Raw genomic sequence first — 26,529 nt, 5'->3', positions numbered from 1 at the left:
CAGGTCCCGCCACGTCCCGGCGACCCCGGGCACCTGGGCCTGCCCGCCGAGCCGCCCCTCGCTGCCGACCTCGCGCGCCACCCGCGTGACCTCGTCGGCGAACGAGGACAGCTGGTCGACCATGGTGTTGATGGTGTTCTTCAGCTCCAGCAGCTCACCCTTGACGTCCACGGTGATCTTCTGGGTCAGGTCGCCCTTCGCGACGGCGGTCGTGACCTCGGCGATCGAGCGGACCTGGTCGGTCAGGTTGCCGGCCATCGCGTTCACCGACTCGGTCAGGTCCCGCCACGTCCCGGCGACCCCGGGCACCTGGGCCTGCCCGCCGAGCCGCCCCTCGCTGCCGACCTCGCGCGCGACCCGGGTGACCTCGGTGGTGAACAGCGCGAGCTGGTCGACCATGCCGTTGAACACGCCCGCGATCTCGTCCAGCAGCGCGTCCCCGACCTGAGGCAGCCGCGTGCTGAAGTCCCCGTCGCGGACGGCCTTGAGCCCGGCGAGCAGCTGCCCCAGCCGCCCGTCGTCCACGGGTCCGGCGGCCTGTCCGGCCGGCGATTGTCGTGCTGTCATCGAGCACCCCTCGGTGTTGTCGCCGGGCTCCGCACGTCAGCGGGGAGCGGGCCGGCCCGGAAGGTCGGCCTCGAACGAGTCCTCGCCGGCCGCCACCCGCCGGATCGTGTCGAGCAGGTCCTCGAGCAGCCCCGCCTTCAGTAGCAGCCCGGCGCCACCGGCCGCGGCCACCCGCGCGGCCACCGACTGGTCCGCGCCGCCGGTGAACACGAGGATCCGGCTGTCCGGGCTCTGCTCGCGCAGGCGGCCGATCGCGTCGATCCCGTCGCCGTCGGGCAGCCTCCGGTCCAGCAGCACCACGTCGGGCCGGTGCTCACCGACGGCGGGGATTGCCTCCCCGATGGCCCGGACCCGCGCGACCAGTTCGATGTCCGGCACGGTTTCGAACGCGGCGTCGAGCGCCATCGCCACCTGGGAATGGTCTTCGACCAGTAGCAACCGGATCGGGTTCTGTTCGCGGCTCACCATCATCTCCCGGCTGCGCGGTCGCGGGCTTTCCGAGTTTACCCCGAACACACCGGGCCCGGCGTGGAAAAGCCTGATGAGCAGGCACAGGACGATCGTCTCCCACCTCGGGCACTCCCTGCTCGGTCAGCCGAGGCCGGTCGTCACGCCCACGGCGATGTCCGCCGGGGACGCGATTCCGCGTTCGGCGATCGAACCCGACGTGTCGCGGATCGGTTCAGAGCCGCTCGATGACGGCGGCGTTGGCGAGACCGCCGGCCTCACACATGACCTGCAGACCGTAGCGGCCTTCGCGCTGCTCGAGGACGGAGAGCAGGGTCGTCATCAGGCGCCCGCCACTCGCGCCCAGCGGGTGCCCGATCGCGGTGGCGCCGCCGTTGACGTTCACTTTGGACAGATCGGCGCCGGTTTCCGCCTGCCACGCCAGCACGACACTCGCGAACGCCTCGTTCACCTCGAACGCGTCGATGTCCGAAAGGGACAGTCGAGCGCGGTCGAGAACCTTGGCGGTGGCGGGAATGATGCCGGTGAGCATGAACAGCGGGTCGTCGCCCACGACGGCGAAGCTGTGCAACCGCGCCCGGGGCCTCAGCCCAAGACGCTGGGCCGTCTCGCTGCTGGTGATGAGGACCGCGGAGGCGCCGTCGTTGATCGGTGAGGAGTTGCCCGCGGTGACCTTGAAGTCGAGCTGTGGGAAGCGTTCGCGCCAGATGTCGGCCTCGAAGGCGGGCTTGAGCCCGGCGAGGATGTCTACGGTCGTCGAAGGCCGGATGGACTCGTCCCTTTCGAGCTGCCGCAGCGGCGCGACGTCGTTGGCGAAACGCCCGTCGCCCCAGGCCGCGGCCGCGCGCCGGTGGCTCTCCGCCGCGAACTCGTCGAGCCGCGTGCGGGAGAGATGCCACTTGTCGGCGATCAGTTCGGCGCTGATGCCCTGTGGTACAAGCCCTTCCGGGTAGCGGGCGGCCACACTCGGCCCCAGGAAGTCCTTCCCGATGGCCTGGCTGCCGATCGGCACATGGCTCATGGACTCGACCCCGGACGCGACCACGATGTCGTACGCGCCGGCGAGCACGCCCTGGGCCGCGAAGTGAATCGCCTGCTGCGACGATCCGCATTGACGGTCGACACTGACGGCCGGGACGGACTCCGGCAGCCCCGCCGCGAGGGCGGCCCAGCGTGCGGTGTTGGAGCTCTGCTCCCCGACCTGCCCGACGGTGCCGCTGATGACGTCGTCGATGAGAATCGGGTCGATGCCCGCCCGCTCGACCAGCGCGCGGATGGCGTGCGCATGCAGGTCCACGGGATGCATCCCGGCGAGGGCTCCCCCGCGCTTTCCCTTACCGACCGGCGTTCGAACAGCATCGACGATCACCGCGTCGCGCATGGTCCCTCCCTGACGTAGAAGAAGCTACTCACGGGTATACGCCAGTTAGTTGGATTTCACAACTCTCGCCGCTTGGCCACTCGGCGTAACCGACCGGTGCCCATATCGCAACCGGGCCTCACCGTTCGTCACCACCCCCCGATACGGGGGCTTTTTCCGTGAGCTAGTCTGTACCCCAGCAAGTCCGAGTGGCGGAATGGCAGACGCGCTAGCTTGAGGTGCTAGTGCCCTTAACGGGCGTGGGGGTTCAAGTCCCCCCTCGGACACCGGTCCTGGCGGAATTTCACCAACGTTGCGTCTAAGCCCTACAGGCGTGCGGCCGCGTCAAGGGGCGTAGTTTTCGCTGGTCACGCCCCTGCTGCGGGGCCTACGCGTGGTGCCCTCAACGTCGGACGATGACGTCATGAGCACCCGACGTCACCAGCCGCCGCCACAGCGGCCTTCGGAACAGTTGATCAGTGCACTCGTGCCCGACTTCGCCGCGCGCCAGACCGAACCGGTACGTCTGCCCGACTTGCCCGCACCCCACGCCGGTCAACACTCCAAATCGGACATGGTGGTCGGGATGGCGCGTGTCGACCGGACCGGTCGTGTGCGTGAGAGATCGGTGTTCGACGCATTGGGCTGGCGTCCAGGCCAGCGGCTCTGGCTGGAATCCCGCGGCGAGGTGATCGTGCTCGTCGCCGATCCCACAGGCCACCATCGCGTCGACACACGCGGTGCGGTCACCTTGCCGGCGGCCGCGCGCCAGATGTGCGGGATCGACCGCGGCCCTGCCCTTGTTCTCACTGGCATACCGCGCGAACACACGCTCCTCGTGTACGCCGCCGCGACTCTGACCCGGCTCCTGGCCGACTTCCACCACGAGATTCTCGGAGGATCACGATGACGTCCCCGCATGCGGCCACGGTCGCTGTCGTGCGACAGCTTCTGGCCCAGCTCGGTGTGAGCCTGGCCGATCTCCACGCCCACGACAACGCCACCACCGCAGGACTACCGACCCTAAGCGCATACCTCCACCATGTCCGCGCGGCAGCCGGCCCCGGCGCGAACCGCACCTACGGCACCTACTGGGACCGGATGCTCGCCCACTGGGGCGACCGCCGACTCGACGAGATCACCGCCACCGACATCGAAGCCATGCGCCACGACATGGCCAGCACCGCGGTGTCCCGGCGCAACAGCAGACATGGACGGCATGCCGGGGAACACGTCATCGCCGCCGCCCGCGCCATCTACACCCGAGCGATCGCCGACGGCCTCATCGCGCCGCCCGCCAGCCCTGCGCACCGGGTGGCCAAACCTCGCCGACTGCCGAACCACCGGCGCGCCCTCACCGCCGACGAACTCGACCACATCAACACTGCCGCACGAACGAGCGGCAACGATGTCATCCTCGACGCGCTGCTGCTGCGTCTGCACACCGAAACCGCCTGCCGACGCGGTGGCGCGCTCGCGTTACGAGTCAACGACCTCGACGCCGATCGCTGTCTCATCCGGCTCATCGAGAAAGGTCTCAAGCTCCGCTGGCAACCCATCAGCCCCGACCTCGCCACCAGCCTGGCCGACCACGCCGCCGCTCGCCACGCCGCCACACCCAGCGAGCCACTACTGCGCTACCGCGACGGCCGCCCGCTGACCAGCCGCCGCTACGACCACCTCTGGCACCGCATCGGCCAACAACTCCCGTGGGTGGCCAACCAGGGCATCTCCACCCACTGGCTACGGCACACCACCCTCACCTGGGTCGAACGCCACTTCGGCTACGGCATCGCCCGCGCCTACGCCGGACACACCGACACCACCGGCGCAGCCACCACCACCTACATCAAAGCCGACCTCCACGCCGTCGCGACCGCCCTCACGGCCATGACCGGCCAACCCCACCCCCTCGCAGACTCTGAACCAATACCCGGTTCTCGGAACCCCCGGGCCTCCGGGCCGTTGCCATTCGCAAGCACCGCACCACACATGGTGGTGAGTTGCGACGACTAGCGGCGACTGTCTCAATGACGTCCACACCGCTCAACGCAGCCATCGCCGCTCCCCCTCTGTTGCACTGGGCAGAGCCGCGACGGCAGATGGCGCTCCTCCCGACGACCGATGGCTCGGAAGTCATCCGAACAGACCAGCCCGATCACCTAACGCGCTCCCAACAACCTGCACTGGGAAAGCCTCCACAGCTGGCAGAAACGCGTAACGGGGATTCTCCCGGGATGTCCGCGGCCGTACGGTTGGTTGTCATATACTGGCGGAATGGAACTCGGTGTAACGAGTGAACACGCTGGCAAGCGACCGGCTTCCATACGGAAACCGGCGCGGCTCGCACATCTCCGTGTCGATCCGCGTGGATACCCGATCATAGCCACGGTCGACCAGGCCCCCGGACACGTCGACTTTGGCTCATTGTCGGAGAAGCGCAAGCTCGCCCTCGCCACCTTCGATCTCTGCGCTGTGTGCGGCCTCCCATTTGCAGCCGAGCTACGGTGGCAAGTTTCTTTTGAAGAATCATCCGCGAAATCGAAGTCCTTCATATCTAACGAGGCACCGGTCCACGAGGTTTGTGGATTATATGCGGCTCAAGTGTGCCCCTTTGTTTCCTCACCTTACGCCCGATTAGGCGATCAAATTCGCAAGGGAATGAAGCGTCCGGGCGTCGTATTTCTGACAGGATTTCAGCAAACCAAACGGGTCTTCGGCGGGCGCTCCGGACTCCAGAATTCCGAGTTCGTCCTACACTTCGAAAATTCGGAGGCCGAGCGATCCCACCGGCTCTCCTCCGCTGCCGACGCTGCTGAGGCCTATCAGCAAGCTCTTGACAACGAGCTTGAAATAAAGATCGACGACGTGGAGCAAGAGCTCACCAATCTTCTAACCAGCTTGACCGCGACCGAGGGTGAGGACTCAGGGAGCGTTATGGCCGGCGCGGCCTGGTTCATAGGTGGAGCATTCTGCCCAGGCGTGGGCAAGGTACAGGGCATGGAGCGGTTCGCACGAGATTCGATGTACACGACGATCGCGCGACGCGTACTTGAACCGGAGTTTGCGAAGGAATTCGAAGAAACAAATGATATATATGCGCGTGTCGCAGTGAGATGGCTCAATAGTCGGCGCCACCTGCCTAAAATTTTGGCCAACTGGCGAAGCGTGGCTTCGAGCCGCATGCGTCATGGTCGGCCATCCCTAAAGGACGCTAGAGAACCGGTCGCCCATAAGAAGGCCAAGAGGAAACTTCAGAACGCGGCGCGGCGACGGAACCGTCGATAATCGCTTGCATCATTGACGGTCCACTCAATAAATTCGTTAACGACCTCAGGGCGAACACTTGGTCGGCGTCATCAAGCTGGCTAATCCGATCAAAGATCGTTCCGATAATGTTATTACTTGCAGACTGATTCGCGGTCCGCATTGACTTGAAGTCGACGCACAGTCCTTATTCCCCGTGCCACCACAGGCATGCGTCCAACCCTCCGGTCTCGTGCACAACCTGCTCGACATCACCAGGCCGAGACAGGTCGAGGCGAGACGTCATGATCTGTCGACCTTTTACAAACTACTTTGACTGGTAGGAAATTTGCCATGTACATCCGATTCGGATCGTCATTTTCAAGGCAACCAACCCGACCGCTCGGCGCGCCTCCTCGTCCCCGGTAGCCCCATCGTGCAGAATCGATCTCCAACCAGACTCGGGTCATTATTTGCGAGCCGTCAATTGGGTGGATCAAAGACTATCGAAGTGGGAGCCGACTTTGTCTCGGTGGTGGAAGTGTGATCTGCAGGTGGCGACGCCGCGGGAGCCGAGATTCAAGGGGCCGGACGCGGATTGGCACCTCGATACCGAAGCCGGCCGTCAGAAGGCAGCGGATCGCTATATGCAGGCGGCCGCGGCCGCAGGGCTGGATGCGCTGGTCCTGGCGGATCACAACAGTGTTGGCTGGGTGGACATCATGGTCGAGGCTGGCCAACGCAATGGGGTGGTGGTGTTTCCCGGCTTCGAGGTGACCACGGCGAGCGGATCGGATGGCGCACACCTCGTCATCTTCGGCGACCCTGCCCGTTCGGCAGACGATCTTCGCCCGCTGTTGCACGGGCCGTGTGGATTCAGCACTGATCACCCGCCGTTCGAACCAGGACGCCCGGACAACCCAGCGCCGTCACCGAATACGCTGCCTCAGATTCTTGACAAGCTCCCGGACGAGTTTCTCGCGATCGCGCCGCATGTGTTCACCGACAACGGCCTCGCCAGCGGAAACACCATAGAAGGCAGCCTGCGGTGGAAAGCCCTGCACCACGACCGGCTCGGCGCGGTCGATGTCGGGGACGGCGCGGATCTCGCGGACGCCAGCAGCTTTCGCGCTCGATTCATCCGCCGCGAACTGAAGAACTTCCCCTGCTTGAAGACTCTGCCCTTCGTCTCCACCAGCGACGCGTACAGCCTCGACGAGCTGGGATCGCACTACACCTGGATCCGGATGGCGAAACCGACGCTCGAAGGGATACGCCAGGCCTTTCTCGACTACGACGCGCGCATCATCTGCGACTGGGATGAACGCTACCGCGATGGCCACCAGACACCGAACAACGTCACACACGCCTGGGTTGAAAAGATCACAGTCACCGGTTCGGTCACCGGGTCCCGGCCCGTGACTGTTGCCCTGGACCAGCACTTGACAGTGCTCATCGGCGGCCGCGGCGCCGGGAAATCCACCATGGTCAATGCCCTGCGCAGCCTCTACGGCGACGCTGCCGGTCTACCCAGTCAAGCCCGGCAAGAGGCGGAACAGTTCGAACGAGCCATCTTCGCCGATGCCACCCTGAGCACCACTCACCACCTGCCGCACAGCGGGGAGATCCAAACAGCGAGTTGGACCGCAAACACGGGCTCTCGCACAGAGCACGGAGGTGAGGACACGCCGACCGACTTCCGCATGCGTGTTATCAGCCAGAAGGAACTGTTCGAGCGAGCCGCCAACTCCCCTGACAACCCGCACGCCACTTCGCGCAACCTCCTCGTCCTCGTCGACGACGCATTGGCCGCGGCCAACCCGGGCACGGGCACCCGCGACGACTTCGAGGCGCAACTCGACGAAGCCCGCTCCACCTGGGTCGGCGCCGCCCGGAAGCTGGAGGCCGAGCGCGCCGCGGTCGCGCAACGTCCGCAAATTCGCCAGCGCGTGGCGGAACTCGCCCGCCAGGTCGCAGCGTTCGACGATGAAGCAAGCCAGCTTCGGCGAGCCCGGAACGACCAGCGACTGGCCGAAGCCCAATGGTTCGACTCCGCCGTTCAGGAGATCGAACTCGCGATCGACGCCCTCGTCACGCGCGCCGACGAGGTCCTCCCGGCCCCCGGCGCGCTGCCTGTCACCGACAGCGTCAGTGTGGCCGCACCAGCAGACTTCGGTGACCTGGCCGGACAGCTCAACACCGTCCGCGCCAAACTTCGCGCCGATGTGAAGGCCGCAACTGAAACGGCAGCACGGTCCCTGACAGTCGCATCAGAGCAACGGACCTCATCAGAATGGCAAGCACAGGTGGTCGCTGCGGCCGACGACTCGGAGGCCTACCTCCAAGAGCTGTCCGCCCTTGGCCTCGATCCGGCCGCCTACGAACAAGTCCGCGACCAACTTCACCAGCAGACGCGGGCGTTGGCCGACCTTGATCGACGTTCAGAGCAAGTCCCGTCACTCGAAACGGCTACAAACACTGCTTGGCAAGCCCTGGAACAACTCCACGAACAACGCCATGAGCGCCGCGAGACCCTGCTGGCCGAGATTGCACAGCGCAGCGGGATACTCCGCTTCACCTTGCAGCCCGCAACCGACACCTCCTCCTGGACGGTCAAGGTTCGCGAGTTACTTGGCTTGCGCTCCGACGGCTTTCTTGAGGATGTACCGACGCTCGCCGAGTGGCTCTGGGCCCGTGTCGCCGAACACGACGATCGCGTGCAGCTCTGGCGCGAAGCGTGCGTGACCGGCGACTTCGGCGAGATCGCCCGGCAAGTCCCATTACGCGCCGTCTGGGCCACGCGTCTCCGCGGCCTAGACCCTCTCGTACGGACTCGGCTCGCGGCCGAGATCGCCGACGAAACAGTGACAATGGAATTCCGTCGCGACACATCGGATCAGGCCGAGCAGTGGGTTCCCCTGACCGCGGGGTCACCGGGTCAACGCAGCGCGGCGATGCTCAGCTTTGTACTCCACCACGGAACCGAGCCGCTTGTCCTCGACCAGCCAGAGGACGATCTCGACACGGAATGGATAACGCAACTCATCGTGACTCAGCTTCGCTCCAGCCGGTGGACGCGCCAGCTCGTCGTCGTCACCCACAACGCAAACATCCCCGTCAATGCCGACGCGGAACGAGTCGTCGTCCTCGAGAACAAGGGCGATGGGGTGCGGGTGCGCACAACCCGGACGTCGGACAGCGGGACCGTTGAACACTGTGGCGCGCTCGAGGACAAGCATGTACGAGCGGACATTCAGACCATCATGGAAGGCGGCGTGGAGGCGTTCGTCCGCCGTGAACGGCGCTACAACAACGAACTCAACACCTACCGTGCGGCCTTACAGAGCCCGCGGACTTGAGCCGAGCCGGACGGCCCAGCCATGCCCTCGGGCGGAGCCCCCAAAAGGGCCAGCTGCGGGACAATAAAGGCGTCGCGCCCTCCACACAGGGGACGGACTATCGAAGTCGGATCGGCGTGGCGATCAGCCCGTCAAAGTCACCTGACGCCGATGATTGCAGGCAAGCGAGCGAGTGATCGCTCCGTACCAACTCAGCCACCCGTGAGGTGTTGACTCACAAGGACGAATTACAACGCGAGGGGTGATCGGCCTGCCTCTGGTCTGGACCGGATCAGCGGAGTGACCAGCGTCCACATCATTCCTAGCGTGGAATCGTGGCTGCGCACCGCCGACCTCCCCGCAATCAGTACCACTGCTCAACGTGCGGAGGTAACCACGTCTACGGATCCGACCGAGGACGCGAATGTAGCCGAACTCCGAGCCGCACCGCCTCCCAACGCAATAGCAGCACGCGGACTCCATATCACCGCACAAGCTGGAACGCCACATCAGGGGCAGGGCCGTCGCGCCACGCAACTCCACAGACCGCCCCGCCGCGGACACCAAGGCCGGCACGCGACGTCGTACCGAAACCCGACCGGAACGTGGAGCGTCGCCAATTCGCCAGGGAGTCGTTGACCCGGGATCCCTCAGTCGTCGCCGGTGACGCGGTCGCGTATGTCTTCGACCAGGACGGCTTCTACGTGCGTCTGGCCAACCGCGCCATCGACAAGGTCTCGTGGAGTCGCCGAATCCGCCACCGCGGACATGGCCTCTGCGTCTGCCTCAACGACCTGTCGAAAGGTCTCGACCCGGCCACCTACGCCAAACTCGCCCAAACACCCATCCGCGTCGCGCTGCTCGCACTCGGTTTCCCGAAATTCCTCGCCGAAATCCTCAGCGCCGGGTCCGCGTTCGGAGTCAAACAGATCCTCGGCACACTCCCAGCGGCACACCTGTCCAAATCGCTGCGCGCCATCATCCCGCTAGTATGCCCGAGCCTGGACACCTGCCCCGCCAGGACCGACGTTGTGAAAACCTACGCCTCCCCCACCCTGGCCACCGAACTGAAAACGCTCGCCGCCGGTCTTCGTTGACCGCCCGGCCCTGCAACGAGTCCGGCTATGACCTGCTCAAACCGATACGACATTCGGCCTGCCGCGCGCCATCCGCGAACTGGTAGCGCTCCCGCACCGGACCGAGCTATGGTCCATCCCATGAACACGCATCCTGTGCACGGATGCCGCGAACAGGTGTTCGATTCCCCCCTCGGACACACGCGCTAACCACACGGGGCGATACCGACGCAATGACGGTGCGCCCCGTTGGTTCATACATGAGCTCGACGTTCAGCTTCTCGTACAAGCCGCCCAGGTGATCCGGGTCGGCGTACTTCAGTGCCGCGCCGACGTCGCCCAGCGAGTCGATCATGGCGTAGACCTCAGCCTCACTGACCGCGCTTGGCGGCGGCGGCGCACCCTCCACTTCGGCTTGTGCCGCCGCACGCTTTGCCTGTGCCTCGTTGATCGCGTCGACCAAAGCAACCGGATCGACGCCCGCTTCGATCGCTGCCTGGAAGCGCCGCATCTTCGCCTCCGCGTCAGCGAGGCGCTTCTGTGCCGTTTCGCGCGGTGCCGAAGTCAGGGAATCCCGTTGCGACCCGACCAAAGCCGTGACCGTGCGATCAACGTTGTCCTGGTTGAACAACTGGCCAATCCAGCCGTTCAGCGATTCCAGCACATCGAACTCCCGCAGGTTCACCGTGCGCGGATGATCAGCAAGCGCCGCTGAACCAGGTGCGAGTGTGCGCGCCATACACCGGTAGTAGACCTCCTGCTTGCGAATGACCGCAGCCTGCATCCGCCGCGTGCAGATGCCGCACCGAACCCGACCCCGAAGCACGTACGGCCGCGTGCCCGTCTGCCGGCTCCGCTCCAGCTGCGCCCGCCCACGCATCCCGCCCGCGCCGCGCGAGCGACGCAACAACTGAGCCTGAGTGAAGTCCTCGACTGAGATGATCTCGGGATGCGCTGGCCGCCGCGACCGGACGATGCGCTCGGGCTCCGACCGACGAAATCGCACCACATGCCCCGCCGAGACGTCCTCCGGATCGAGCAACGTCTCGTGTTTCGTCCACCGGCCGAAGAATGCATACCCGGTGTACCGCGGGTTCTCCAAGATCACCCGCACTGTGCTGCCCTGCCAGCCGTCCGCGAGCCGGTGCCTGTTCTGCTCCGGTCGCCGCACAGACGGGCACGGAATGCCGTCTCGGTTCAAACCGGCAGCAACGGCCCGATCACCCTTGCCCGCCAGGTACTCGGCGAAGATCCGCCGCACCACCTCCGCCGCGTCCCCATCGACCGCGAGCACCCGCAACCGGTAGCCCTCTGCCGCCTTCCGTGGGTTCGGATGCGGCCCGCCATCGACGACCACGTATCCGTAAGGCGCCCGGCCGCCTTGGTGGCGTCCCTCGTTGACCACCTGAGCGTCCATCGCAGCTCGGACGCGTGCTTGGACATGCTGCCGAGCACGCTCATCAGCATCTTGTGCGAGGGGTTGCGAGGGTCGAACTTCCCGCCCAGCTCGGGCACCCATAGGTCCACCCCGTACGCGGCGAACTTCGGCGCGATGAGGGAGAACTGGTTCCCGAACCAACACCGCGTCCCCTCTCCCACGACCACCGCGTCCCAGCCGCGCGCAGGGTCTTTCAGCGCCGCCAGCAGCCGTCCCGCCTCCCCGCGGCGCTCCCACGGCACCGAACGCGACTGGCCTACGTCGAAATAATCCGCCGCTATTCGCCCACCGAGCGGCTCGACGAACTTCTGCGCGTTGTTCACCTGCCAGCCGTGCGAGGTCTCCGGATCCTGGTTGTCCTCGGTCGAGCAACGTCCGTAGAACGCGACAGGGCCGATCCCCTTGTCGACCGGCTCGACGGCCTCGACACCCAGGAGGCCGTCGAGCGTCGCCCACGGGTCGCAGTCAATTTCAACAGTCATCGGACCCCCTCTCCCGAGGCCCGTCCAGGACGGGCACCTCGGCCAGCTCGATCAGTAGCTCTAGCAGTATGCGGCAAACATCCCTGGTTAGAACAGGTGGATCAGCCGGTATGCGGACCGTGATCTCCTCGTCGCGATCGCTCATGTCGGACCGGTCTCGCTGCTGATTTCAGTAACGGCGGCTCTGATCTGGTCAACCAGGTAGCCGCGCACCCGCTTGACCTCCCCGTCGTCAGCAGACACGTAATGCCGAACCGGGCGGCAACCCAGTTCGCCCATCTGCCGCGCGAACGCGGTCGCTTCAACCTCCAGGGCCTCGACCAGCTCGGCCGTCGGGACGAACTCCCGCTCGTCGATCTCGTCGCCCAGGTAGCGAACCACCGACGCGAGCGGTTCTGGCAGGTCGACAGCCTGCTCGCCTGTTCCGAGCGCCTTGACCACGGCCGCCGAGTCGATCGGCCTCGCGGTGTCATCGCCGGCCGCGTGGCCGGACAGCGTTCGGGCAGACTCGCGGAGCGTGCGCCCTCGTGCGCAGATCTCCTGCCATTCGGAGTTCGCCAGGTAGTCCGTCCACACGGTCATGGCCAGCGAGTCGGCTCCGGCGTCCGTGTCACCGTCCGGCCGAAGGATGCCGACGCCCTTGTGGCGTGGCAGCAGCGCGGAAGCGTCGTATCCTCGCGTGTTCATCTGCTCCCCGAGCACGATGTTCGAGTCCCGCCAGTCCATAACGCGCAGAGCGAAGCGTGAGCCGAGCACGGACCGCAGCCGCGAGGGGATCGTCTGCGAGTCCGGCCGCTGGGTGGCCAGCACGACCACGATGCCCGCCGCGGGGCCCTTGCGTGCGAGGTAAGCTAGAAGGTCCACAATGTACTCGCCGAGCGTGGTCTTCTTGCCTCCTACAACAATCTTTGCCGGATTCTCTAGGAAGACCTGGACTTCATCGATGATCACGGCAGTGATCGGCATGTTCAGCCCGGCATCACGCGAGATCGCCGGGGTGATCTTCGACTCGGGACAGATCTCGTCGTCAAGCGCGGACATCCGCGCGTACCGTGCCTGCACCTCCGCGACCAGCTCGACGAGGTAGTCCCGGACCTGCTCGACGTGATGCAGCTCGTCGCCGCAGACGAACCGGTGCGCGACGTCGTCGACAGCCTTCCAGTCCTTACCGCCCTTCCCGTCGAAGACGTACAGCCGCGTGTGCGGGTCCAGAACCAACCCGGCGGCGGCGAGCCGAGCCGCCATCGTCTTCCCCTGCCGGGGAATCGCGCCGATCAGGAGCGACGTCCACACGAGCGGTAGGTCGATCCGCCGCTGGCGAGCGTCCCGGCCGAAGGGCACCGGTTGCCACGCGTCCCACCACTCGACGTCCAGCAGCGGTGTTCGGCGTGGCGGACCTGAGTACGGGTCCTCGTCAGCGACCCACAGGAACACGCGCCCCGCGTGGCCGCCTCTCCCCCGGACCCGCTCGACGATCAACTGAACCTCGTCGACCGCGAGCGCCGAGGCGAGCGCGTCCCGGTGCTTGATCACATCCGCGGCCTTGCGGGTCGCCGGCAGGTCCACGGTGATCGCCCATCCTGCTCCGACGCGTGAGGCCCGCTCGACGAGCCGTAGCGACTCGTCCTTGCCGATCAGCTTCGCGTCTCGGAAGGCGTCAACCAGCACTTGCGGATCCATCGTCCACGTCAGCGTCCGCGGCCCCGCGAGCACTGCCTTACGTCCGGGCGCCCCGTCCTTCCGTCGTCCAGCGATCGCCAGAGCCACGGCACCGACGCCGCCCGCGATCCACAGAGCCAGCGAGCCGTACACGAGATCGGCCACGAGCAGCACGACTCCCGCGGCCGCCGCGACGGCCCCGCTCACCTTCCAGCGGAACAACGTCAACGCCCGAATCTCGACGAACTTGTCCGCCAGCTTCTCCGCTTGCTCGGCCGCCTCGCGGTAGTCGTGCACCCGCACCCACCGACGCCAGGCCCGCGCGCACACGACGAGGCCACGCCCGACCGCTCCCGCGAACGTGAACGGCGACCGCGCCAGCCCTACGAGTACATCGCGAACGGCCTGCTTGAGCGCTTGCCGCGACTTGAAGGCGACTGGCACGAAGCGCGATCGCTGCCAGAACAGCCGGCCTGACACGAAGCTCGGTACGGGCGGAGCGTCGTCGACCAGTTCGGCCTCGTAGACCGGCTCCGCGCGCACCGGCAGCGAAGCGTTCACGGCTTCCTCATCACCGTTCATGACCGCTTCCCCACCTCCGCCCGCAGCTCAGCGGCCAGGCGGGACGACAGCCCACGCGAGCATCCAGTCACCTCACGGACCCACGCTGGCGTGACCAACGTGCCCGGTGCGTACGCGGCACGCGCCGCCGCGAGGTAGTCGGCGAACGATGTACGCCGAGGCGAATCCGTGAACGCCGCCGTTATCGCCGCTCCGAGCTTGTCCCGGAGGTCCGTCACCGCCTCCACCGCGACAAACACGACCAACGGCGGGACCGAGTGCAGCACCACCAGCGCCGGCGAACGCTCCGCGAATGCCTGCCACGTGTTCATGACGTACGTCGCCGCGAGCGTGAACCACTTCGCGCCGCGCACCCATGCGCCAGTCCGGACCTGGTACCGCGCGGTCACCTGCTCGGCCCGGAGGATCGCGAGCAGCACCAGCGACACCATCGGATCGAGCAGCCAGGCACCGAGCCAGGTCGACGACCACGGCCGCGCGCCAGCCGCCGCGAACTGCTGCACGTTCGTCATCGTGAACGCGAGCCCGAGCAGAATCCCGGTCCAGCACAATCGATCCACCTGCACCGCGACTCGCTCGACCGGTTCGGGGCCGGCCGTCCGCTTCGGGTTCCTGGTCATCGTCGACCACCACCTCGGCGCCGCGGTGCGTCTTGTGTGGTGATCGTCAGCGCCCGAGTGAGCGTGTACGCCGCGAACAACGCGGGAGCGCCCAGCACTCCGAGCAGGAGCCACCCCCGGCCGGCGTACGTGATCACCACCCACTGCACAGCCACGATGAGCCCGGCCGTGAACAGCACCCGCCCCGCGAGCGACGCCAGCCGCGCACCGGAACGCGCCGCTTCGGCCGTCGCGCGAGCCCTTCGAGCACCGGCACGCCAGACCGACGCGAGGACGAACAATCCGCCCAGGCCCGCCATCATCTCGACCGGCGTCAAGGTCAGCCCAGTCATTCGGCACGCTCCCCGCGCCGGAGCCAGTGCGGATACAGCGCACGCCGGTCGTCTTCGGGCATCGCGCCCCAGACGCCCACCGTGCGCTCACCTGCCGTCCGCAGCTCCAACTCCAGGCACTCGTCCTGGACCGGGCACCCGGCACAGAACCGGGTCGCCAGCTCGCGGTCGGGCGTGTCATCTCCCGCCAGTTCGGGCGGACCGCCTTCGATGTAGGCCCAGAAGCACAACCCGTCGTTGCGGACGATCCGGTCGAGCACGTCGTCCGGGGCCCACCGCAGCCTGTCGAGCTGCCAGGCGATACCGATCAGCCTGCGTTCCTCGGAGGTCAAGACGGCCCACCCCCGAGCAGCCTCGTCAGTGCCCCGGCCGGAACGAGGAGCTGGCCGTGTCGCCGGACCGCGCGCAGCTTGCCGAGCCGGATTGCCCGCGAAATGCGCGACGGCTCGACTCCGAGAATCCAGGCGGCTTTACGAATCGAGTAGTACGCCGGACGTCCGGCGTCAATCTTGAAAGTACGCATCGTGAAAGTCCTTTGAGTCTGTCGATTTCATCGACTGGTTACTGATTTCGACATTGGGTGGGCGCGTTTGCCCACGCGATCGCGGCGACACGCCGCGTCGCACCGCGCTATGCAGCGGAACCGCTAACCTCGTCGCCGAGGCGGAGCGCGGAGGAGTGGATGGCGGAAGATTGGGCGGCGGTCGCGAAGGCGATCAATGCGCGCGTGAACGAGCTTGGCTGGCTCCAACGCGAGCTTGCGAAGCGCTCTCACGTGTCGCAGGCCGTTGTCCGGGAGATCCAGCACCATGTCGTTGAACGCCGCCGTAGCCCCCGCACGTTGGAATCGCTGTCCGTTGCGCTCGGCTGGCATCCGCAGCACCTCGACGCCGTGCTGCACGGCCGGAAGCCGCCGGCGCCCGACGAGCCGAAGATCGACCGCGGCGACACCGTGTGGTCGCGTTTGGACTCGCTTGAACGCCGAATGGATGCGATCACCGACCGTCTCGACGACCTGAAGGCCGATCTCGCGACGGTGATCGATTATGTCCGGAAGCGGTAGAAGTTCTTGCATGCCAACAATTCCACCGTGAATCGGCCCTGCGTCCCATGCATGACCAGTGCAGATCGAGTGCAGAACCCGTGCAGGTTCAATGCATGACAGGAGCCGCGAGATGGATTCGGTGACCGGCTGGACCGGCCGCACCGCGTGCGCGCTACAAGCCGCCCTCCGGCTGAGCAACGAAGCATTCGCCGAACTGCTCGGCGTCGGCGTCCGCACCGTCGCGTCGTGGCATCAGAAGCCGTCGCTCCGCCCCAAGTCGGAGATGCAGCAGCTCCTCGACACGGCTTTCGAGCAGGCTCCCGAGCCCGTCAGGACCAGGTTCGCGGCCCTCTCCGGGGCGACCGACGACAGCGCCCCGAACGACGCCGAGGAGCGGCTAACCGCTGACCCGAACATCGGCGCCGCGCTGGAATGGCTCGACGAACACGGCGGATGGCAGGCCGGAAGCGCGCGGCGCGAAGTCGCGCGAAGGCTCGGGCAGGTGGATGTCCGACGCCTTGAGGATCGCGCGAGCCGACGCAGCCGCGTCAACCAGCGCGAGATCGCCGACGCGCTCAGCAGCTACTACGGCGACCGGCCGGACGGCTACGGCTGCTACGCAACCGAGCACGCCGCGACCAGCATCTTGACCCGGCCCGAGTGGCTGGACCTCGACTGCTCGCTGATCGGAACGACCGAACGACTGGCACTCGCAACGTCGTCGAACGAGACGCCGTCGCTGGATGACGAGGCCGCAGGACGCGCCGCGCAACGGCTCGCAGAAAGCCTCGCGCGCGGGACGCGACTCGTGAACATGCCGCTCTACCGGATGCTCAGCGCCGACATCCACGACGGCCAGATCGGCGGCTCGCTCGGAGTGGCCCCGTTTGTGCACTACGCACTGACGATGGACCTCCTCGAAGCCGAGATGACCGACGCGCTCGCAGCCGGCGAGGACCCGGCGCCCGGCTCGACGCCGCTTCGTGACCGGTACCTGCCGGACGTGGCATCCGTGCTCGACCTATCCGGCCGCCTCTGCGCAGGCGGAACCCTCGCCTTGTGCGCATTCGCGCGCCCCGCCGATCCGTTCCGCGGACCGGCCGACTACGTGCTGCTCGTGCAGGAACGGTCCGGCCACGTGATCAACGCGACCCGCAAGCTCGCCGTGATCCCGAAGGGCTTCCACCAGCCGATGACGGACTACCGCGCCGACGCGCGGCTCGGCGCGACCCTGCGCCGCGAGATGGAGGAGGAGCTGTTCGGGCGGGAGGACATCGACAACACGCTGGCCGACCAGCGCACGGCCGATCCGATGCACCCGAGCAGGCTGTCCGACGCGATGCGTTGGCTGTTCGACGCCCCAGGACGGCTACGGATGGAGTGCACCGGCTTCGGGTTGAACCTGGTCAGCGGCAACTTTGAGTTCGCGGGCCTGATCGTCGTCGAGGACGAGGAGTTCTGGGCCCGCTTCGGCGGCTTGATCGAGGCCAACTGGGAGTCCTCGACGCTTCGGCAGTATTCGACCCTGGACCGATCGCTGCTCACCGAGCTAATGAGCGATGTAGCGTGGAGCAACGAAGGCTTGTTCGCACTGTTGCAGGGGTTGCGGCGGCTCGGCCAGATCGGTGGCGACCGGGTGGACCTGCCGATGATCGAATGGGAGATGCGTTAGTGGGTGCCAACTGGTACAGCGGCAACGCCAACGACGACGGCTCGAAGAACCGCGGCTGGCTGCTCGGCCACTTCATCGACCCGGCCGCGGATGTGCGCTCCACAAAGGACGTCGAGGTGAAGTGGGGCATCCACTCGGCCGGCGACAAGCGTGCACAGTGGACTCAAGACGACGAGCGGACGACGCTTCTCCTTCTGGTCGACGGAAAGTTTCGGATCGACCTCACCGAGGGAAGCGTCGTCATGAACCGCCAGGGCGACTACGTGATGTGGGGTCCCGGCATCGACCACTCATGGGAAGCCGTGGAGGCTTCGACCGTGATCACGGTTCGCTGGCCGTCAGCAACCGGGTCGTAGGCACGTTCACGCGGCGGCCGCCGATCTCGTCGAGCCGCCGGAATCCTTGCAGCAAGGCGAAAAGCCCCTCGTTCGCCCATGCCTCGTCGGCTGCCAGTTCCGCCAGCAGCTGACGATCGAGGCTTGAGTACAGGCGGAGCCCGCTCGCTTCCCAGTTCGCCTCTACGTGCCCGCCGAACCGCGTCCAGAACTCCTCGTCCTCGATAACGACCAGGCTCGCGAACTCGTAGTTGCCGCTCACCAGGTTCAGCCCGAAGCCGGTGCACTCGATCCGCAGCCGTTCGGGGTCTTCGAGCAGCCAGGCCATCGGCTCGGACAGGCGTTCCGGATGCATCGGCACGGCCGCGCGCCGCTCGCCGGCCGTGCTGTCTACGTCGTGACGGCCGAACAGCTCCTCCTCCAGCTCGCGCAGCAGCGTCGCGCGGATCGGGGTGTCCGCAGCGACGTCGGTGAGCGGCTGGTGGAACGCCTTCGGGATGACCGACAGGCGCCGTGGCGCGTTGAGGACGTGCGCGGATCGCTCCTGGACGAGCAGCACGTAGTCCGCCGCGCGGTAGGCGTCGGCCGCTCGCGCGATCGCACACAGCGCGAGCGGCCCGCCTGCGCACAGCCGATCGGCGACGTTCAGCACGTTTGTGACGTCCGGCAAGTAGCGGTCGCGCAGCTCCAGCGCGGTTCGTTCGCCAGCCGCCAAGGCGTCGATCAGCTCACCTTCGAGCAGGTCCGCGGTCAGCGCGTAGTCGACGAACGACGCCAGCCCGACCGTTCCGGAGATCGCGCCCGGCTGAACGTCGATGTCCAGCAGCCGGTACACCGGCGCGTCGGTGATGCGGACGCCGAGCGCGACGGCTTCGGCCAGCCGGTCGACGGCGCGAGGCTCGACGAGGTTGCCGAGTGCTGCCTCAGCCGCGTAGGCGAGCCCGAGTCGCTCGCTGTCCGGCGTCAGCGAGCACGCCAGGTCCAGCCACTCGGGCCGCGCGAGGACGCTGGTCGTCAGCGGTCGGCCGTCGCATTCGTAGCCCAACGCGACCCGCCCGTAGTAGTCCGCCAGCGCGTCGGCGACCTCAGCGCGCCCTACCGGCGCGCGTCGAGCCTGCCTGGTCAGCAGCTCGGCCCGCTCCAGCTCGGCGACGCGCCTCGTGACCTGCGTTCCGACATGCCCGTCCAGCCATCCGAACGCCGCTAGCAGCTCCGGCGCCACCATTGCCCCGCGAGGCGACGCGAGCAGCTCGTCGACCGGAACCGCGAAAATGCGCTCCAGTAGGCGCGCCGTCGCCGGTCGCAACTGCCCCAACGGCTCCCCTTTCGGCCCATGCCCGGCGACCAGCCGATTCAGATGACGCACGCTCAGCGTGCCTGGCTCCGCGTTCTCGCGGGCGAAGCGCTCGGCGTACTCGGAGAACTCCTCCAGGGTGAGCCGCCGCTCTCGGATCTTCTGCTCAAGCACCGTGCGGAACGGGCGCGCCGAGGCCGCGAGCTGACGGCGCGCTGAGAAGCTCATGATTTCAGTGTGACACACGCGGGCGGACCAGAGCCGGTAGCACCGCGCCCGACCGCCCTATGGCCCGCGTACGGCCGGCTCGCGTCCTTCGAACAACACCCGCGCGGCGCAATCCTTGATCTCGGCGCCGGCCGTCGCCCCGACCGCCGGTCAGCCGCCTTCAACGCACGAGACAGGAGAACCGCGTGAACGTGATCGAGCTGCTGGCTTCTATCGACTTCGAAGCCGATAACGACCCGACGCGCTACCGCTACGAAGTGATTGCCGAACGGTTGGCCGAACTCATCACCTCGGGACAGATTCGGCCGAAGACGCCCCTACCCGCCGAAGGGAGCCTCGCCGAGCTTTGCGGCGTGTCACTGGGCACCGCTCGCCACGCGATGCAGCTACTACGCGAACGCGGCCTCGCCGTGACCCTTCGATCAAAGGGCACATACGTCATGCGATCTACCGACAGGATCGGCTCGCGATGACCGAATACGCGGTGTCGCCACTTTTCGGCAGCTGGGACGTCCGACGCGGCGACCAGGTGCTGTCGCATCACAGCGCGAAGCGCGAGGCCATCCAAGCGGCCTCCGCAAAGGCTCGCGCCGACTGCCCGAGCGTCGTCAAGATCCTTCGCCGCGACTCGACTATCGAAAGCATTCGTCGCTACCACTCTGAACGCTGAGTTGATGCAACCTGACTGGGACTCATCGAGCATGAATGGAAATCTGTCCGGCTGGGCGTTGGTGGCAAGAGAAGTCAACAACCGGATGGCCGGATTGGATCTCACGCAATCCGAACTCGCACAACGCGCCCGAGTGTCATCATCGATTGTGGCGGGAGATTCAGTGGAATAAGACCGAATGTAAGCGAAGTCCTCGACCGCTAGCGGCACTATCGAACGCGTTGGGGTGGCCGCCCAACCGCATAACGACGATCCTACATGGGGAGCATCGACGCGTGGGTCGCTGTCAGCCCGGAGCGACGTGCGACAACGGACAGCACCCTGTCGACGCGCTCTCGGAACGCGTCGACACCCTCGCCGCCCTGGTCGCAGCTCTCGAAGCCCGACTCGCCCTCGACGCTAACAAGTAGGAGGTCCCGTCGTCCGAGCACCCTCTGGCTGGGGGTGTACCCCCGGTTTGGGGCAGCCGGGACGCCTGTGGGCGAACATGTCCCAATCCGGTGGTCACCATGTTTCCGCAGCTCAACGCCGACCTGTACTTGTCCGACTCTGCTGTCCTGTGCGCGGCGCGCGAGGGACAGCATGGAGAGCTTGGCTTGGCCGAATCACGCCGCTACGTCGGCCGCAGAGTGCGCTTCGGAGACCCGGCAGGCAGCAACCGCGGTCGCGTGTGGTCCCGCTTCGCCAGTTCTCGTGACCCCAAGCCACAGACCCGCCTCGCGAAGCTCATACGCTTGTAACGCCTGAGTGCGCCCTGTCGAAGAAGAGTACGACATCGGGTCGCGCACCAACGGGGGCAAAGTCACATGGTTGATCCAGTTACGTTGTGGTTTCTTAGTTCAGTTGCTGCCCCTGATGCCTACACGCGAATAGTCAACAAGATGCGCTCGAGGTCTTCAGTGGACAAACTGAGGACGGACGTGCGTGCTGACACGGGACTTCGCACGAGGCGCGGATATCGAAAATGGCTGACATCGGAGAATACCTGGGACCTCTTGGTGTCACGGAACGACAATTCCTATGACGAGCTTGTAAGAACGCTCGCTAACGCGGAAGCCAGGAAACTATTCGGGCGACGCCGCGACTTAGATTTGGAACGCGCAGGAAAGCTCGTCAGGGCCACGATCGCGCAATTCTTGCCAACGCTCGATCCTTCGATGGCAACAGCAATTGCCGACTTCCGATCCGAAGAGCGCCACTCGGAAGTAATGGCAGTCCTACGAGCCGATTCCACTTTCGATGACTCTTTGACACTCCTCCCTCAAGCCGTTCGGGGTCTACTGTTAGACCCAGCCATGCCCCGTCGCGTTGCTGAAACAATAGCCGCCATATTCGCGCAAGGTGAACCGCGCGACCTCGTTAAAGACTTCGCGAATTCCCCGCCAGGATGGCTTATTGACGGGCCGCCGCTTGCGCGGCTCACTTTTGCTGAAATAGCTAGTTCCTACGGCTTACATGACATCGCGAGTAGCTATTTTGAGCGCGTCGCTGACGACGGACGAGACAGAGCGAAACTATACGCGAGAGCAGCCTACGAGAGCGTGCACGCCGGGGACGACAGCAATCGAATCGACGCCCTATTGTCCCGTGCTCGCGCCGCGGAAGGCGATCAGCTGTATCGAAAAGTGATCGAAGCGGCTATTCGCGAGAACTGGCAAATAATAGTTGATGCCGACCGTCAACAAATATCGGCGGACGCTCTAATGGTTCTACTGCTCGCTCTCGCGCTAGAGAATACGAACAACCTGGACGACGCAATCGAATTGCTCGAAGCCGGGACAACTAATCATCCAGACTCCGCTGGCATTATCTTGCTGCGGGCGCGCCTCATCCTAGCGCGAAGTAAACGCCCTGGGACGATTAGCCGGCCACAGGATGTATCGTCCGCATTGAAGCTAGCTCGACAGGCCAGAGACTTGCGTCGAAGCTGGAGAGGGAGCTCCAGCTCAGCCGTCGCACTGGCCTGCGACGCTGCATTCCTTTCCAATGACTTTGACCTCGTGATTCGCCAAGGGACCTTGGAGCCAGAAGGCGAGGCGATGTTGGAGGAGGCGGCCGACCCCGACGTACTCTTCTCTGTCGCACAGGCCGCGATGGCAACTGGAAAACACGAAATTGCTCGACGGTCCGCCGAGTCATCGTTAGGATTCTCCAAGAAACTGATATTGGCAGAACTGGCAGCAGCATCTAACGCCAATGAGGTCGAAGTCAATGAGGCATTCAACGAGGCCTGGCTTGAGGCTAGCACCGAGAACGAAAAAACTACCTTTTGGTTAAGCGCCGCGCATGCCGGCGTCGAGCCGATTCCAGGAGAACGAGAACTGGCTCAAAGAACGGATGACATTCCACTGCTCGCGACCGCCGCAGTTCATATCGCACGTGGTCGCACGGCTGAGGCAATTACCATACTTCGCCCGAATCGCGAGAGCGAGAGCGCGCGAAGGCTTCTTGTGAGTGCATACCTCGCGCGTGATCGAATTGACGATGCCGTTGACGAGCTGGAAGATTTGGCCAACCGGTTCGACAACACCAATCATCGTGTCAGCGCCGTGCAAATCCTGTTGCGCGCGGATCGTCTTGGGGACGCCGCCAAAATCGCGGACCGCGCGTTGCGCACAATACCGGAAAGTTGGCCGGAGCGTGATTTTTGTCATGAAGTTGGCATTGCCTGGGAGAACAAGCGAAAATCATGGAAAGAAATGGAAGCTCGCGCTCGATCTTGGATAAACGAGTCCGGCTCGGACGATTACAAAGTATGGCTGCTCGTAAACGCCCTATATAACCAGGCAAAGTCAGATATTGCGTGGCAGGTACTACAGCAGTCGGGCGATCCTGAGCCGGATCAAACGCGCTCGCGTGAAGTTGTTCTCTGGATTGCCTTGCATTCCGAGCATGGCTCGACTCGCAAAAATCTGTCGAGAGCCCTCCGATATGCGGAGGCGGATCCGGCGATGCGCGATATACGCGCTGTCGCTGTAAACTTCTATCTCATGGCGGGAGCGAAAGACTCCAGCGTTGTGACCGTCGACGAAGTCTCCAGGTGGCAACGTTTAATATCGCTTCGAGCGGCTGACTCCGACCCGTCTGATTCCTTCGAAATAATTGAGATTCCCGACGACACAACAGCCCTGATCGCCACATTTCGTAACTTGCTGGAGCCGCGCGCAGAGCTGGTGAGGACCTGGCACGAAAATGTAAAGCAGGGCTGGCCAGTAGGAATGCTAGCCGCCGTATCGGGCAAGACGTATGCATATGTACTAGCTGCCCGACTCGCCGGGTTTACGCCAAGTAATCACGCTGATAGAGATGCAAATGAACGCGAGCTTCAGTTCGCAGAATCGGCAATTGACGGTGCCGTAAATATAGACATTTCAGCTCTAGCTACAGCGTGGCACTTACGTGACGCTTGGCCCCAGCTCGTCGGAGCTTTTACTCGGATTCTAACCACTGAGGATTCTCAGCTGGATCTGGCTCGAGCGGTTGATCAAGGTACTCCGCAGGCGTCGGGCACGCTTGGGTGGGAAGTGAACGCGGGGCGCCCCACCTTCGAGGAGTTAAATGAAGAAGAACTAGATAGGCTTGGACAGAAACTAGCGTGGATGCGTGATACCGCGAATACCTTCGCCGTGGCGGACGTCGCCAGACGCATGGGCGACGATGGCGTGCCGCGAGACGTCGAACCGTGGATGAGTGTACTTCAGTCTGCAAAACAGAATGGCAATGCGTTGTGGGCCGATGACGTCGGGCTTCGGACTTTGGCGCAGAACGAGGGGGTTCCGTCATTCAGTACACTGTCGCTCCTTCGCGCACTTTGCGTACGTGCTGTCATCCCGCTGCCGGTCGTGACTCAAGTCACGGAGGTATTGAGAAACGAGTGTCATGTAGATTTTCCGTTGGACGAATCCTGGATATCGCGGACCGTCGCAAGCGAAGGATGGCGCTCTGAAGCGGTAATCCTGACTTTTTCGCGGGCGACGACATGGGCAGACCTGGCCGCGACGTTTCCAGTATGGCGACGTTTGGTGTCAGAATTAGCCGTGAGCGACAGCGAGGCGCTTCCGATGTGGGTGTGGGCTGCGGGCACTGGGATCGTGGCGGCAGTAAACCGGGTGAGGTGCCCCGAGCTTTTGGCGGGTGTTCTTGTTACGGCGGTATTGGCATCTAGTCTTGACCCCGACATCTTTTCCGCCTGCGCTGCAGCGTGTCGGCAGGTTGCGACAGCGGCATCCTTAGCGGCGCCAACGGAATTGGCCGCCGCCCACTTATTCGACCTATTGAAACAGAGGGTCGGGCCAGCGGCAGCAGCAACTACCCTCGCTCGAGTCGGCGCCCGGTTGACCGGTGACGACCGTGAGGCACTACGCAATGTAGTATTCGGGCTGAAGGAAGAAAAGCGTTGACGGTCTTGTTGTCGATTGGTCACTCGGGCCACGGAGTAGCCTCTGTTGAGAGGAGGTAGTCCGGATGAACATCAACTCTACCGTGGTGGGGCTAACGGACGAGCTAAGCGACTATGTCGGACTGAAGTCGGGCTTGATCGTCACCTCCGCTGATGTTATCCGGTTACTGGATCGCGACCTCGCATCAACCGACGAATCGGCCTGGTATTACTCGCCCCGCGACTGGCTTCACGAGCCAGCCCAACGGCGGGTGCGTATTCGAGCTGAGAACCTGGAGTCATTGGTAATGCGACTCCTGTACTCGGTCGGAGCACTCCCAAGCCCCTTGAACCAGAATCAGCTGATTTGGGCATTCGCGGCAGATAACCCGGAGGTTGTGAGAACGATACCTTCATTCCCCGACGAGGCCGAGTTTCCGTTGCCGGTGACGCCCGTGGTCCGTCTTAGCTGGCTCTTGAGTGCTCCGATGGATCCGCATGAGATTCCGTCAGAGTTGGCCGATCTAGCCCACGATTTCCAACGGCGCTCCATCGTCGATCTGATGTTTCGGACGCAACGAATTTCGTGGGATGGCGCCGTGCCCTTGAGTGAATTGTTTGATCTCGGCGAGGTTGCCAAGGATGTTGCTGCGAGCCAGGAATCAATGCCACTAATTGACCAACGATTTATCGACTACCTTCATGCTCAACAGGAGGACTTGTCGCAAATGCATTGGAGGCAGTTCGAACTCCTCGTTGGCGAGTTCTTCCGCCGGCATGGTTATCACGTCACGGTCACTCCGCCGACCCGAGATGGCGGAGTGGACGTTCGGGCAATTCGAGAAACCGGTGTCGCCGGACCCGAGCTCGTGCTGGTCCAAGCAAAGCGTTTCAGCGACAACAGACAGGTCGGTATCGAGACGGTCAAGGCTCTGTGGAGCGACGTTAACGAGGCAGCAGCGACACGCGGCGTGGTGGCAACGACTTCGACCCTCGCCGCGGGGGCGCTGGCTTACTGCCAGGCTAGGCGGTATCGGCTGACTGCGGCAGAACGACCGATGGTGGAGTACTGGCTGAGGGCGCTCGCGACATATCCTCGATAGCGGACCAGCCTGGACTCTCGACGAACGCAAGGAATCGTCAGTCATACCGTGAGGCCGATTGGTCGGACGTTCTATCGGCGTGGCAGGTCTTATCATCTCGGCGGGTACGTTGATGATGGGCTCCGACTTCAGCCAGCTCGGTGTGGAGCCGTGGCTGTCCACAGCGCTGCAGGTCTCACCTTGTCACGTGCCTAGAACGAATCGGCTCTGTTCAGAGGCGGAGCCGTAGGGATAGTGCACACGACCCCCCTCGGACACCGGTTTTGGCGAAATTTCACCAATGTCGTACCTACGCACGTTAATCATTCTCGTGGGTCAAAAAATGTAGTTTCGGCTGGTCAGGCCCCAGGATCCTGTGCTGTGTGGCGGTGTCGTCGGTCCCGGATGATGGCGTCATGAGCACCGCACACAACCAGCCGCCCTTCCGGTGGCCTCAGGAACAGTTGATCGGCGCGCTCGTGCCTGACTTTGCCCAGCGCCATGCCGAACCGGTGTCAGCGCTCATGAAATTCCCCAGCTCTGAGGGGTTTTCGCTCACGTAATTCCCCACCGGGAGGGTGAACCGCCCCGGGTTCGGTAGAGACTCGTTACTGGGGTCAGGCGACCAGGCTGGTCAGGTCGCCTGAGTCGTACAGG

At 64.7% G+C, this 26,529-nt stretch carries 23 protein-coding genes and 1 tRNA gene; 13 read left to right on the top strand and 11 right to left on the bottom strand.

Annotation, left to right across the window (positions count from 1 at the left end):
* From FG385_RS32320 to FG385_RS32310, 3 genes are all read right to left on the bottom strand, one after another.
* The coding region (locus tag FG385_RS32320; protein WP_160148942.1) for a HAMP domain-containing protein at positions 1 to 567 on the bottom strand (567 nt) is incomplete at its 3' end.
* Between the two features lie 36 nt (positions 568 to 603).
* Positions 604 to 1,032 (bottom strand): response regulator, encoded by a 429-nt coding sequence (locus FG385_RS32315; protein WP_160148941.1) that lies wholly within the window; start codon positions 1,030 to 1,032, stop codon positions 604 to 606.
* 217 nt (positions 1,033 to 1,249) lie between these two features.
* Positions 1,250 to 2,416 carry a thiolase family protein gene (locus FG385_RS32310; protein WP_139100608.1) on the bottom strand — a complete coding sequence of 389 codons (1,167 nt, stop codon included), beginning with the start codon at positions 2,414 to 2,416 and terminating at the stop codon, positions 1,250 to 1,252.
* Between the two features lie 182 nt (positions 2,417 to 2,598).
* Between FG385_RS32310 and FG385_RS32305 the strand changes: the two genes are divergently transcribed.
* The 6 genes from FG385_RS32305 (at position 2,599) to FG385_RS32280 (ending at position 10,076) form a co-directional block, all read left to right on the top strand.
* A tRNA-Leu gene (locus FG385_RS32305) sits at positions 2,599 to 2,682 on the top strand.
* Positions 2,683 to 2,819: 137 nt separating this feature from the next.
* Positions 2,820 to 3,305 (top strand): hypothetical protein, encoded by a 486-nt coding sequence (locus tag FG385_RS32300; RefSeq protein ID WP_139100607.1) that lies wholly within the window; start codon positions 2,820 to 2,822, stop codon positions 3,303 to 3,305.
* A gap of 29 nt (positions 3,306 to 3,334) precedes the next feature.
* Positions 3,335 to 4,411 (top strand): tyrosine-type recombinase/integrase, encoded by a 1,077-nt coding sequence (locus FG385_RS32295; RefSeq protein ID WP_235022928.1) that lies wholly within the window; start codon positions 3,335 to 3,337, stop codon positions 4,409 to 4,411.
* A gap of 261 nt (positions 4,412 to 4,672) precedes the next feature.
* Positions 4,673 to 5,683 (top strand): hypothetical protein, encoded by a 1,011-nt coding sequence (locus tag FG385_RS32290; protein ID WP_139100605.1) that lies wholly within the window; start codon positions 4,673 to 4,675, stop codon positions 5,681 to 5,683.
* A 449-nt stretch (positions 5,684 to 6,132) separates the two neighbouring features.
* A complete protein-coding gene (locus tag FG385_RS32285) occupies positions 6,133 to 9,000 on the top strand; it encodes a TrlF family AAA-like ATPase (RefSeq protein ID WP_407645582.1) in 2,868 nt (955 codons plus the stop codon).
* A gap of 614 nt (positions 9,001 to 9,614) precedes the next feature.
* On the top strand, positions 9,615 to 10,076 hold the full coding sequence (locus FG385_RS32280) for a hypothetical protein (protein ID WP_235022927.1): 462 nt from the start codon (positions 9,615 to 9,617) through the stop codon (positions 10,074 to 10,076).
* Between the two features lie 106 nt (positions 10,077 to 10,182).
* On the opposite strand, the gene FG385_RS32275 is transcribed toward FG385_RS32280, so the two are convergent.
* The 7 genes from FG385_RS32275 to FG385_RS35505 all read right to left on the bottom strand — a co-directional run bounded on the left by FG385_RS32275 (position 10,183) and on the right by FG385_RS35505 (position 15,691).
* Positions 10,183 to 11,349 (bottom strand): recombinase family protein, encoded by a 1,167-nt coding sequence (locus tag FG385_RS32275; protein ID WP_235022926.1) that lies wholly within the window; start codon positions 11,347 to 11,349, stop codon positions 10,183 to 10,185.
* On the bottom strand, positions 11,253 to 11,975 hold the full coding sequence (locus tag FG385_RS35170; protein WP_235022925.1) for a recombinase family protein: 723 nt from the start codon (positions 11,973 to 11,975) through the stop codon (positions 11,253 to 11,255). Before FG385_RS35170 ends, FG385_RS32275 begins: the two co-directional genes overlap by 97 nt.
* Before the next feature lie 141 nt (positions 11,976 to 12,116).
* The gene (locus FG385_RS32270; RefSeq protein ID WP_139100603.1) at positions 12,117 to 14,216 is read right to left on the bottom strand and encodes an FtsK/SpoIIIE domain-containing protein; all 2,100 of its coding nucleotides are present in this window, start codon (positions 14,214 to 14,216) and stop codon (positions 12,117 to 12,119) included.
* Positions 14,213 to 14,836 carry a hypothetical protein gene (locus FG385_RS32265; protein ID WP_139100602.1) on the bottom strand — a complete coding sequence of 208 codons (624 nt, stop codon included), beginning with the start codon at positions 14,834 to 14,836 and terminating at the stop codon, positions 14,213 to 14,215. The genes FG385_RS32270 and FG385_RS32265 overlap by 4 nt, the downstream gene beginning before the upstream one ends.
* Positions 14,833 to 15,168, bottom strand: a complete 336-nt coding sequence (locus tag FG385_RS32260; protein ID WP_139100601.1) for a hypothetical protein — start codon at positions 15,166 to 15,168, stop codon at positions 14,833 to 14,835. Before FG385_RS32260 ends, FG385_RS32265 begins: the two co-directional genes overlap by 4 nt.
* The gene (locus tag FG385_RS32255) at positions 15,165 to 15,500 is read right to left on the bottom strand and encodes a WhiB family transcriptional regulator (protein WP_139100600.1); all 336 of its coding nucleotides are present in this window, start codon (positions 15,498 to 15,500) and stop codon (positions 15,165 to 15,167) included. The genes FG385_RS32260 and FG385_RS32255 overlap by 4 nt, the downstream gene beginning before the upstream one ends.
* Positions 15,497 to 15,691 carry a MerR family transcriptional regulator gene (locus FG385_RS35505; protein ID WP_139100599.1) on the bottom strand — a complete coding sequence of 65 codons (195 nt, stop codon included), beginning with the start codon at positions 15,689 to 15,691 and terminating at the stop codon, positions 15,497 to 15,499. The genes FG385_RS32255 and FG385_RS35505 overlap by 4 nt, the downstream gene beginning before the upstream one ends.
* A 159-nt stretch (positions 15,692 to 15,850) precedes the next feature.
* Here FG385_RS35505 and FG385_RS32245 point away from each other — a divergent pair, with 159 nt between their 5' ends.
* The 3 genes from FG385_RS32245 to FG385_RS32235 all read left to right on the top strand — a co-directional run bounded on the left by FG385_RS32245 (position 15,851) and on the right by FG385_RS32235 (position 18,241).
* On the top strand, positions 15,851 to 16,231 hold the full coding sequence (locus tag FG385_RS32245; protein WP_139100598.1) for an XRE family transcriptional regulator: 381 nt from the start codon (positions 15,851 to 15,853) through the stop codon (positions 16,229 to 16,231).
* Between the two features lie 112 nt (positions 16,232 to 16,343).
* Positions 16,344 to 17,885 carry a transcriptional regulator gene (locus tag FG385_RS32240; protein WP_139100597.1) on the top strand — a complete coding sequence of 514 codons (1,542 nt, stop codon included), beginning with the start codon at positions 16,344 to 16,346 and terminating at the stop codon, positions 17,883 to 17,885.
* On the top strand, positions 17,870 to 18,241 hold the full coding sequence (locus FG385_RS32235) for a signal peptidase I (protein WP_407645581.1): 372 nt from the start codon (positions 17,870 to 17,872) through the stop codon (positions 18,239 to 18,241). Before FG385_RS32240 ends, FG385_RS32235 begins: the two co-directional genes overlap by 16 nt.
* Here the strand turns inward: FG385_RS32235 and FG385_RS34555 are convergent.
* Positions 18,207 to 19,742 carry a transcriptional regulator gene (locus FG385_RS34555; RefSeq protein ID WP_200834760.1) on the bottom strand — a complete coding sequence of 512 codons (1,536 nt, stop codon included), beginning with the start codon at positions 19,740 to 19,742 and terminating at the stop codon, positions 18,207 to 18,209. The two genes, FG385_RS32235 and FG385_RS34555, sit on opposite strands and share 35 nt — an antisense overlap.
* A gap of 185 nt (positions 19,743 to 19,927) precedes the next feature.
* On the opposite strand from FG385_RS34555, the gene FG385_RS32225 reads away from it, so the two are divergent.
* The 4 genes from FG385_RS32225 to FG385_RS32210 all read left to right on the top strand — a co-directional run bounded on the left by FG385_RS32225 (position 19,928) and on the right by FG385_RS32210 (position 25,893).
* Positions 19,928 to 20,215, top strand: coding sequence for a winged helix-turn-helix domain-containing protein (locus tag FG385_RS32225; protein WP_235022924.1), 288 nt, complete (start codon positions 19,928 to 19,930; stop codon positions 20,213 to 20,215).
* Entirely contained in the window at positions 20,212 to 20,412 is a 201-nt protein-coding gene (locus FG385_RS32220; protein ID WP_139100595.1) for a DUF2188 domain-containing protein, read from the top strand. Before FG385_RS32225 ends, FG385_RS32220 begins: the two co-directional genes overlap by 4 nt.
* A gap of 806 nt (positions 20,413 to 21,218) precedes the next feature.
* Entirely contained in the window at positions 21,219 to 24,812 is a 3,594-nt protein-coding gene (locus tag FG385_RS32215) for a PIN domain-containing protein (RefSeq protein ID WP_139100594.1), read from the top strand.
* A gap of 64 nt (positions 24,813 to 24,876) precedes the next feature.
* Positions 24,877 to 25,893 (top strand): restriction endonuclease, encoded by a 1,017-nt coding sequence (locus tag FG385_RS32210; RefSeq protein ID WP_139100593.1) that lies wholly within the window; start codon positions 24,877 to 24,879, stop codon positions 25,891 to 25,893.
* Positions 25,894 to 26,529: the final 636 nt, after the last annotated feature.

Source organism: Amycolatopsis alkalitolerans (assembly GCF_006152065.1).
Lineage (GTDB): Bacteria > Actinomycetota > Actinomycetes > Mycobacteriales > Pseudonocardiaceae > Amycolatopsis_E > Amycolatopsis_E alkalitolerans.
Note: the sequence above shows the minus strand (reverse complement) of the source record. Positions and strands in the feature narration are given on the sequence as shown.